The sequence below is a fragment of the Enterobacter sp. genome (assembly GCF_977039595.1).
The window spans coordinates 67317-75366 of the sequence record NZ_CDRQYH010000013.1 but is presented as its reverse complement, the minus strand read 5'-3'; the positions used below and the strand labels follow the sequence as shown (position 1 = coordinate 75366).

The 8050-nt window shown below is 56.3% G+C and carries 6 protein-coding genes and 1 rRNA gene; 2 read left to right on the top strand and 5 right to left on the bottom strand.

Going from position 1 to position 8050, the window contains the following annotated elements; translation table 11 throughout:
- The 5 genes from ACWYRJ_RS06600 to pepQ all read right to left on the bottom strand — a co-directional run.
- Positions 1 to 87: ribosomal RNA gene (locus ACWYRJ_RS06600) — 16S ribosomal RNA — on the bottom strand; the annotation flags it as partial.
- A gap of 379 nt (positions 88 to 466) precedes the next feature.
- Positions 467 to 1012: a menaquinone-dependent protoporphyrinogen IX dehydrogenase gene (hemG, locus tag ACWYRJ_RS06595; RefSeq protein ID WP_115877030.1), complete on the bottom strand. Its 546-nt coding sequence runs from the start codon at positions 1010 to 1012 to the stop codon at positions 467 to 469.
- Between the two features lie 10 nt (positions 1013 to 1022).
- Entirely contained in the window at positions 1023 to 2474 is a 1452-nt protein-coding gene (gene trkH / locus ACWYRJ_RS06590; protein ID WP_023309600.1) for a Trk system potassium transporter TrkH, read from the bottom strand.
- Between the two features lie 39 nt (positions 2475 to 2513).
- On the bottom strand, positions 2514 to 3128 hold the full coding sequence (locus ACWYRJ_RS06585) for an IMPACT family protein (protein WP_024908007.1): 615 nt from the start codon (positions 3126 to 3128) through the stop codon (positions 2514 to 2516).
- Positions 3128 to 4459: a Xaa-Pro dipeptidase gene (gene pepQ, locus ACWYRJ_RS06580; RefSeq protein ID WP_111963551.1), complete on the bottom strand. Its 1332-nt coding sequence runs from the start codon at positions 4457 to 4459 to the stop codon at positions 3128 to 3130. Before pepQ ends, ACWYRJ_RS06585 begins: the two co-directional genes overlap by 1 nt.
- A gap of 189 nt (positions 4460 to 4648) precedes the next feature.
- Between pepQ and fadB the strand changes: the two genes are divergently transcribed.
- On the top strand, positions 4649 to 6838 hold the full coding sequence (gene fadB, locus ACWYRJ_RS06575) for a fatty acid oxidation complex subunit alpha FadB (RefSeq protein ID WP_455507591.1): 2190 nt from the start codon (positions 4649 to 4651) through the stop codon (positions 6836 to 6838).
- 9 nt (positions 6839 to 6847) lie between these two features.
- On the top strand, positions 6848 to 8011 hold the full coding sequence (gene fadA / locus ACWYRJ_RS06570) for an acetyl-CoA C-acyltransferase FadA (protein WP_455507590.1): 1164 nt from the start codon (positions 6848 to 6850) through the stop codon (positions 8009 to 8011).
- Positions 8012 to 8050: the final 39 nt, after the last annotated feature.

The following is an 8050-nucleotide window of genomic DNA, read 5'->3' as shown; positions in this document are numbered from 1 at the left end:
GCAAGCTACTTTCCGCTGCCGCTCGACTTGCATGTGTTAGGCCTGCCGCCAGCGTTCAATCTGAGCCATGATCAAACTCTTCAATTTAAGTTTGATGCTCGTGAATTAAACTTCGTAATGAATTACGCATGTTCACTCAGAGACTTGGTATTCATTTTTCGTCTTGCGACGTTAAGAATCCATGTCACTTTGAGTGCCCACACAGATTGTCTGATAAATTGTTAAAGAGCAGTGCAACGCGGCTTTCGCTCACCGTTGCGAGGTGGCGTATATTACGCTTTCCTCTTTCAGAGTCAAGCGTTTATTTTCGCTTTTCTCTGCTGGCGTTCATCGCTGAACTCCGCTAACCCGGCGGCGTGTGTGCCGTTGTTCCGTGTCAGTGGAGGCGCATTATAGGGAGTTATTCCGACGTGACAAGCACAAAATACAAAAAACTTATCGTTCGCTCACTTTTCAAGCTTAACGCTTATTTAAGTCGCGAATCGCCCGTTAAATGTGCGATTTCCCGAGCAAAACTAGCCACCTGCGACCAGTCGGTATAAACCACTTCTTTACGCGTATCGGTTTCACCTCCGGTCATCTTCATAATAAGACGGATCATAAAGCGGTCATACCAACGATAGCGAGGGTAGCGCAGCGCGCCGGCAAAGACAGCGCAAAGGTCTGGCTGCCACGGCGAGCTGAGTAAAAACTTGCGCGTGTAGCTGTTAGTCTGCGGCGTACGCTTCTCTGCTTTACGTGCGACCAGATTTACCGAGTAAAACGCTCCGGGCAATTTATTGAGCACCGCGGTGTGCTTTTTCACAAAGCGATCCAGCGCCGGATGGAAATGCCCGTAACGAATTGACGCGCCAATTACCACGCGATCGTAATCCTGCCAGGCTATCTGATCCGCACGGTTCAGGTTTACCACATCCGAATATATCCCCAGCTCTTTGAGTTCAGATGCCAGATACGCGGCAATCTCACGCGTTTGCCCGTCTCGCGTAGAGAAAAGAATGAGTGTTTTCATCAACGGCTCCTTACTCGCGCCAGAATGTAGGGGTGAAGAGCACCAGCAGCGTAAAGACCTCAAGGCGACCAAACAGCATATTGGCGATGAGGATCCATTTCGCGACGGGGTTCATACTCGCAAAGTTATCCGCCACAACCCCCAGGCCAGGCCCGAGGTTATTCAATGTTGCCACCACGGACGCAAAGGCGGAGAAATCATCCACACCCGTCGCGATAATCGCCAACATACTGACGATAAAGACCAGCGCATACGCCGAGAAGAATCCCCACACCGCTTCGAGGATACGTTCCGGCAGCGCGCGGTTCCCTAGCTTAATGCTGTAGACCGCGTTCGGGTGGACCAGACGCTTCAGCTCACGGTTGCCCTGCTTGAACAGAAGCAGAATACGAATCACCTTCAGGCCACCGCCCGTGGACCCCGCACAGCCCCCAATAAATGCAGAGCATAAAAGCAGCACCGGCAGGAACAGCGGCCAACGGGCGATACTATCCGTGGTAAACCCGGCTGTCGTCGCCATCGATACCACCTGGAAGAACGCCTGATTTAGCGTGGTCAGCGCGGAGTTATAGACATCATGGAACCACAGCACCAGAGTACAGATGATCACCAGCGTAAGCTGGACCCCAATGAACATGCGGAACTCAGGGTCACGCCAGTACACCTTCAGGCTGCGCCCGCTCAGTAAAGAGAAGTGCAAACCGTAGTTACAGCCAGAGATCAGCAGGAAAATGGCAATGATAGTGTTAATCGTTGGGCTGTCGAAGTAGCCCACGCTGGCATCGTGGGTAGAGAACCCGCCAATGGCAATCGTCGCGAAACTGTGTCCAATGGCGTCGAAAGCAGGCATCCCGGCAAACCATAGCGCCAGCGCACAGGCTACCGTCAGCAAGACATAAATCAGCCACAGGGTTTTCGCCGTCTCGGCAATACGCGGGCGCATCTTGTTATCTTTCAGAGGCCCGGGCATTTCGGCGCGATAGAGCTGCATGCCACCAACGCCCAGAATAGGGAGAATAGCCACCGCCAGGACGATGATCCCCATACCGCCGAACCACTGCAGCATCTGGCGATAAAAGAGAATGGCGTGGGGTAGTGAATCCAGCCCGACCAGCGTCGTCGCCCCAGTGGTTGTTAAACCCGAAAACGATTCAAAAAAGGCATCCGTGATGCTCAGATTAGGCTGTTCAGAGAAGATAAAGGGCAGCGAACCGACGCTCCCCAGCACCGTCCAGAACAGGACCACAATCAAAAATCCTTCGCGAGATTTCAGTTCACCTTTCTGACGACGGTTTGGCCACCACAGCAGCGAGCCAATCGCCAGCGCGACAAAGAAGGTCTGGGTGAATGCCCGCCCCGCACCGTCCCGGTAGATAAGCGCCACCAGTCCTGGGAGAATCATCGTCCCGGAAAAGAGTATGACCAGCAGTCCAACGATTCGGGTTATGGCACGAAAATGCATCTCTGCCGCTTCCTTTGGTATTCAAAAGTGAGGTGGGGATTATTCTTCAATCGGCAGCAATTGCAACGAACCGCGACTAAAATCAGCCAGTTTTGCTGAAAAAGCAGCCAGTTCCGCCTGAGGAAGCGCCACGCGTAATTGCACCATTGCCTGATATTCGCTGTGTGCGATGACACCGTTAAACTGCCGCAGCAGCGCTTCAATACCCGATAGCTGGGCGTAATCGCATAATAAAGTATATTCGGTAAGCGGCGTTTTGCGGGTAGTGACCAGCATATTAAGCGCCTGCTGCACGCCCCCGCCATAGGCTTTTACCAGCCCACCGGTGCCTAACAAAATGCCGCCGTAGTAGCGCACCACCACGGCGGTTATTTCGCCCACGCCGCTGCCCATCAGCTGCGAAAGCATAGGCTTACCGGCCGTGCCCGCCGGTTCACCGTCGTCGGAAAACCCCAGCTGTTGTGAATCGTCCGGCGGCCCTGCTACCCACGCCACGCAGTGGTGGCGGGCGTCAGGATGCTCAGCCCGAACGGACTCGACAAACGCCTTTGCCGCCTCTACGCCGTCGGTATGCGCCAGCAGCGTAATAAAGCGGCTTTTCTTGATTTCCTCAACAAAGGTGACCGGTTCAGCCGGTATCAGCCAGCTTTCCATCAGGCCAGCTTCAGGTCTCGCGTCATGTTCTCGATACCGTTTTCATGAACCACAACGTTATCTTCGATGCGAATACCGCCAAACGGCTTCAGCGCGTCAATTTTTTCCCAGTTGAAGTGCTTGCTGAACTGGCCTTCACGCCACGGCGCCAGCAGGGATTCAATAAAATAGATCCCCGGTTCAATCGTCAGCACCATACGCGGCTCCAGAATACGGGTGCAGCGCAGGTAAGGATATTTAGACGGTGCCGCCAGGTGCGTGCCGGTATCATCCTGCATAAAGCCCGCAACGTCGTGAACCTGCAGGCCCAGCGGGTGGCCGATACCGTGCGGCATGAATGGCCCGGTCAGATCGTTCTCAACCATCGCCTCTTCGCTCATGTCTTTCACAATCTGGTGCTTACGCAGCAGTTTAGCAATGCGCTGATGGAACTGAATGTGGTAATCCACATAGCTGGTTCCCGCCTTCATGGTGCCAATAAGCGCCAGCTGTTCATCGTTCACGTCTTTAATAAGCTGCGCGAAATCGGTATCCGCATTCGCCGCCCAGGTACGGGTCAGATCGGCCGCGTAGCCGTTATATTCTGCCCCTGCGTCCAGCAGGAAGCTGCGCATTTCCGACGGAACATGATGATCCAGTTTGGTGTAGTGGAGTACAGACGCGTGCTCATTCAGCGCGACGATATTGCTGTAAGGCACATCGGTATCACGGTGGCCTGTCGCGGTCAGATAAGCCTGATTGATGTCGAACTCGCTCATACCCGACTGGAAGGCTTCATGCGCCGCACGGTGACCGTTCACCGCGGTCTTTTGCGCTTCACGCATGCAGTAAAGTTCGTAGTCGGTTTTATAGGCTCGGTAATAGTGGAGGTAATCCAGCACCCCTTTCGGGTTGAGTTTGTCTGCCGCAATATCCAGGCCCAATGCACGCTCCGGAACAGGGCCAATATAAGCGATGTTGCCACGCGCGGCAGGCAGCTGGCTGCCAATGCCGTCCGCTTTTGGCAGCGCAATCACCTCAATTTCTTCCGTCCAGAAAGAGGTCGGCAGCGGCTCAACGTTGTGCCAGTAATCAACCGGCAGGTAGAACCACAGTTTCGGCTTGTTCACACCATCTACCAGCAGCCAGCAGTTGGGAACCTGCGTCACCGGCACCCAGGCCTTAAACTGTGGGTTCACCTTAAACGGATAAGCGTGGTCATCCAGAAAGGTATTCATCAGCTCGCCGGAGTGGATCAGCAGCGCATCCAGCTTAAAGCGGGCCAGTACATCGCGGGTACGTTCCTGTAGGGTAACGATATGATTTTTATAAAGCGAAGCCAGTGAGTCCATCATTATTCCTTTCGTTTTTTGACCTCAAGTCATCGCATCTTAGCACACCTCACTCCGGCTGCGTGATTTCCACCGACCGTGATCAATGCAGCATTTTCTTAATGAGTAATTTGCATTTTATTAACATAAATCCCACACTCCGATTCATCTGGTATGACCAGATCCAATTGCTGGATTCAGGAGACTGACATGCTCTACAAAGGCGACACCCTGTACCTCAACTGGCTGGAAGATGGCATTGCCGAACTGGTGTTCGATGCCCCCGGCTCAGTGAACAAGCTTGATACCGCGACGGTGGCCAGTCTTGGCCAGGCGCTGGATATTCTTGAAAAGCAACCTGAATTAAAAGGGCTGCTGCTGCGTTCGAACAAAGCGGCCTTTATCGTCGGTGCCGATATCACCGAGTTCCTTTCGCTGTTCCTGGTTCCGGAAGAACAGCTGAGCCAGTGGCTGCACTTTGCCAACAGCGTCTTTAATCGTCTGGAAGATCTGCCTGTCCCGACCATTTCCGCCGTTAACGGTTATGCGCTGGGCGGTGGCTGCGAATGCGTGCTGGCGACCGACTACCGCCTGGCGACGCCGGACCTGCGCATCGGCCTGCCAGAAACAAAACTGGGCATCATGCCGGGCTTTGGCGGCTCCGTGCGTATGCCGCGCATGCTGGGTGCCGACAGCGCCCTGGAGATCATTGCCGCAGGTAAAGATGTCGGCGCCGAACAGGCACAGAAAATTGGCCTGGTCGACGGCGTTGTAAAACCTGAGAAGCTGGTTGAAGGCGCACTCGCCATTCTGCGTCAGGCAATCAACGGCGATCTCGACTGGAAAGCCAAACGCCAGCCGAAGCTGGAACCGTTAAAACTCAGCAAGATTGAAGCCACCATGAGCTTCACCATCGCCAAAGGCATGGTGATGCAGACGGCGGGTAAACACTACCCGGCGCCGATCACGGCGGTGAAAACCATTGAAGCGGCTGCCCGCCTTGGTCGCGATGAAGCGCTGAAGCTCGAAAATCAGAGCTTTGTCCCGCTGGCGCACACCAATGAAGCCCGCGCGCTGGTCGGTATCTTCCTCAACGATCAGTTCGTGAAAGGCAAAGCCAAACAGCTGACTAAAAACGTTGAGACGCCAAAACATGCGGCGGTACTCGGCGCGGGGATTATGGGTGGCGGCATCGCTTACCAGTCCGCCTGGAAAGGCGTGCCGGTGGTGATGAAAGACATCAACGAGAAATCCCTGACGCTGGGCATGACCGAAGCGGCCAAACTGCTGAATAAACAGCTTGAGCGCGGGAAAATTGACGGTCTGAAGCTTGCAGGCGTGATCTCCACCATTCAGCCCGTGCTGGAATACAGCGGTTTCGACCGTGTCGACGTGGTGGTCGAAGCCGTCGTCGAGAACCCGAAGGTTAAAAAAGCGGTGCTGGCGGAAACGGAAGACAAGGTTCGCCCGGATACCGTACTGGCCTCTAACACCTCCACCATTCCAATCAGCGAACTGGCGAGCGTGCTGAAGCGTCCGGAAAACTTCTGCGGCATGCACTTCTTCAACCCGGTACACCGTATGCCGCTGGTCGAAGTGATCCGTGGGGAAAAAACCTCTGACGAAACCATCGCTAAAGTGGTGGCATGGGCGAGCAAGATGGGCAAAACGCCGATCGTTGTTAACGACTGCCCGGGCTTCTTCGTCAACCGCGTGCTGTTCCCTTACTTCGCCGGATTCAGCCAGCTGCTGCGCGACGGCGCGGACTTCCGCAAAATCGACAAAGTGATGGAAAAGCAGTTCGGCTGGCCGATGGGCCCGGCGTATCTGCTGGACGTTGTAGGCATTGATACCGCCCACCACGCCCAGGCGGTGATGGCGGCAGGCTTCCCGCAGCGCATGCAGAAAGACTATCGCGACGCCATTGACGCGCTGTTCGACGCTAACCGCTTCGGCCAGAAAAACGGTCTGGGCTTCTGGCGCTATAAAGAAGACAGCAAAGGCAAACCGAAGAAAGAAGAAGACGCGGCGGTGGATAGCCTGCTGGCCGACGTTAGCCAGCCAAAACGCGACTTCACCGACGATGAGATCATCGCCCGCATGATGATCCCGATGATCAACGAAGTGGTGCGCTGCCTCGAAGAAGGCATCATCGCCAGCCCGGCAGAAGCCGACATGGCGCTGGTTTACGGCCTGGGCTTCCCTCCGTTCCACGGCGGCGCGTTCCGCTGGCTGGACACGCTCGGCAGCGCCCGCTATCTCGATATGGCTCAGCAGTATCAGCACCTCGGCCCGCTGTATGAAGTGCCGGAAGGTCTGCGTAGCAAAGCGCGCCATAACGAACCCTACTATCCCGCAGTTGAGCCAGCCCGTCCGGTTGGCGAGCTGAAAACGGCTTAAGGAGTCACAATGGAAAAGGTTGTCATTGTTGATGCAATTCGCACCCCGATGGGCCGTTCAAAAGGCGGCGCGTTCCGTAACGTGCGTGCGGAAGACCTCTCTGCGCACCTGATGCGTAGCCTGCTGGCGCGTAACCCGGCGCTGGATCCGGCTGCGCTGGACGATATCTACTGGGGCTGCGTGCAGCAGACCCTGGAGCAGGGCTTCAACATCGCCCGCAACGCGTCGCTGCTGGCGGAGATCCCGCATTCGGTTCCGGCCGTCACCGTCAACCGCCTGTGCGGTTCATCAATGCAGGCGCTGCACGACGCGGCACGCATGATCATGACCGGTGATGCGCAGGCCTGCCTGGTGGGCGGCGTCGAGCACATGGGGCACGTGCCGATGAGCCACGGGGTCGATTTCCACCCGGGGATGAGCCGCAACGTGGCGAAAGCCGCGGGGATGATGGGTCTCACCGCCGAGATGCTCTCCCGCCTGCACGGCATCAGCCGCGAAATGCAGGATGCCTTTGCCGCGCGCTCTCACGCTCGCGCATGGGCCGCCACGCAGTCCGGCGCCTTTAAGAACGAGATCATCCCGACCGGCGGCCACGATGCAGACGGCGTTCTGAAGCAGTTCAGCTACGACGAAGTCATCCGCCCGGAAACCACCGTCGAAGCGCTTTCCACGCTGCGTCCGGCGTTTGACCCGGTCACCGGTACGGTCACAGCAGGGACCTCGTCGGCGCTGTCAGACGGCGCCGCCGCGATGCTGGTGATGAGCGAAAGCCGCGCCCGCAAGCTAGGATTAACGCCTCGCGCTCGGGTACGCTCGATGGCGGTCGTGGGCTGCGATCCTTCAATCATGGGTTACGGCCCGGTTCCGGCCTCGAAGCTGGCGCTAAAAAAAGCGGGATTAACCGCCAGCGACATCGATCTGTTTGAGATGAATGAAGCGTTCGCCGCGCAGATCCTGCCGTGCATAAAGGATCTGGGGCTGATGGAGCAGATCGACGAGAAGATTAACCTCAACGGCGGCGCGATCGCCCTCGGTCACCCGCTGGGCTGCTCCGGGGCGCGTATCAGCACGACGCTGATCAACCTTATGGAACGCAAAGATGCCCAGTTTGGGCTGGCAACGATGTGTATTGGGCTGGGTCAGGGTATCGCGACGGTGTTTGAGAGAGTGTGATAAAAAACCGGGTCGCAAATGCGACCCGGCAGAAGTTTA

Excerpts from the sequence above, each read along its gene's own strand:
- hemG (WP_115877030.1), bottom strand. The coding sequence starts at position 1,012 with ATGAAAACACTCATTCTTTTCTCTACGCGAGACGGGCAAACGCGTGAG.
- trkH (WP_023309600.1), bottom strand. The coding sequence starts at position 2,474 with ATGCATTTTCGTGCCATAACCCGAATCGTTGGACTGCTGGTCATACTC.
- ACWYRJ_RS06585 (WP_024908007.1), bottom strand. The coding sequence starts at position 3,128 with ATGGAAAGCTGGCTGATACCGGCTGAACCGGTCACCTTTGTTGAGGAA.
- pepQ (WP_111963551.1), bottom strand. The coding sequence starts at position 4,459 with ATGGACTCACTGGCTTCGCTTTATAAAAATCATATCGTTACCCTACAG.
- fadB (WP_455507591.1), top strand. The coding sequence starts at position 4,649 with ATGCTCTACAAAGGCGACACCCTGTACCTCAACTGGCTGGAAGATGGC.
- fadA (WP_455507590.1), top strand. The coding sequence starts at position 6,848 with ATGGAAAAGGTTGTCATTGTTGATGCAATTCGCACCCCGATGGGCCGT.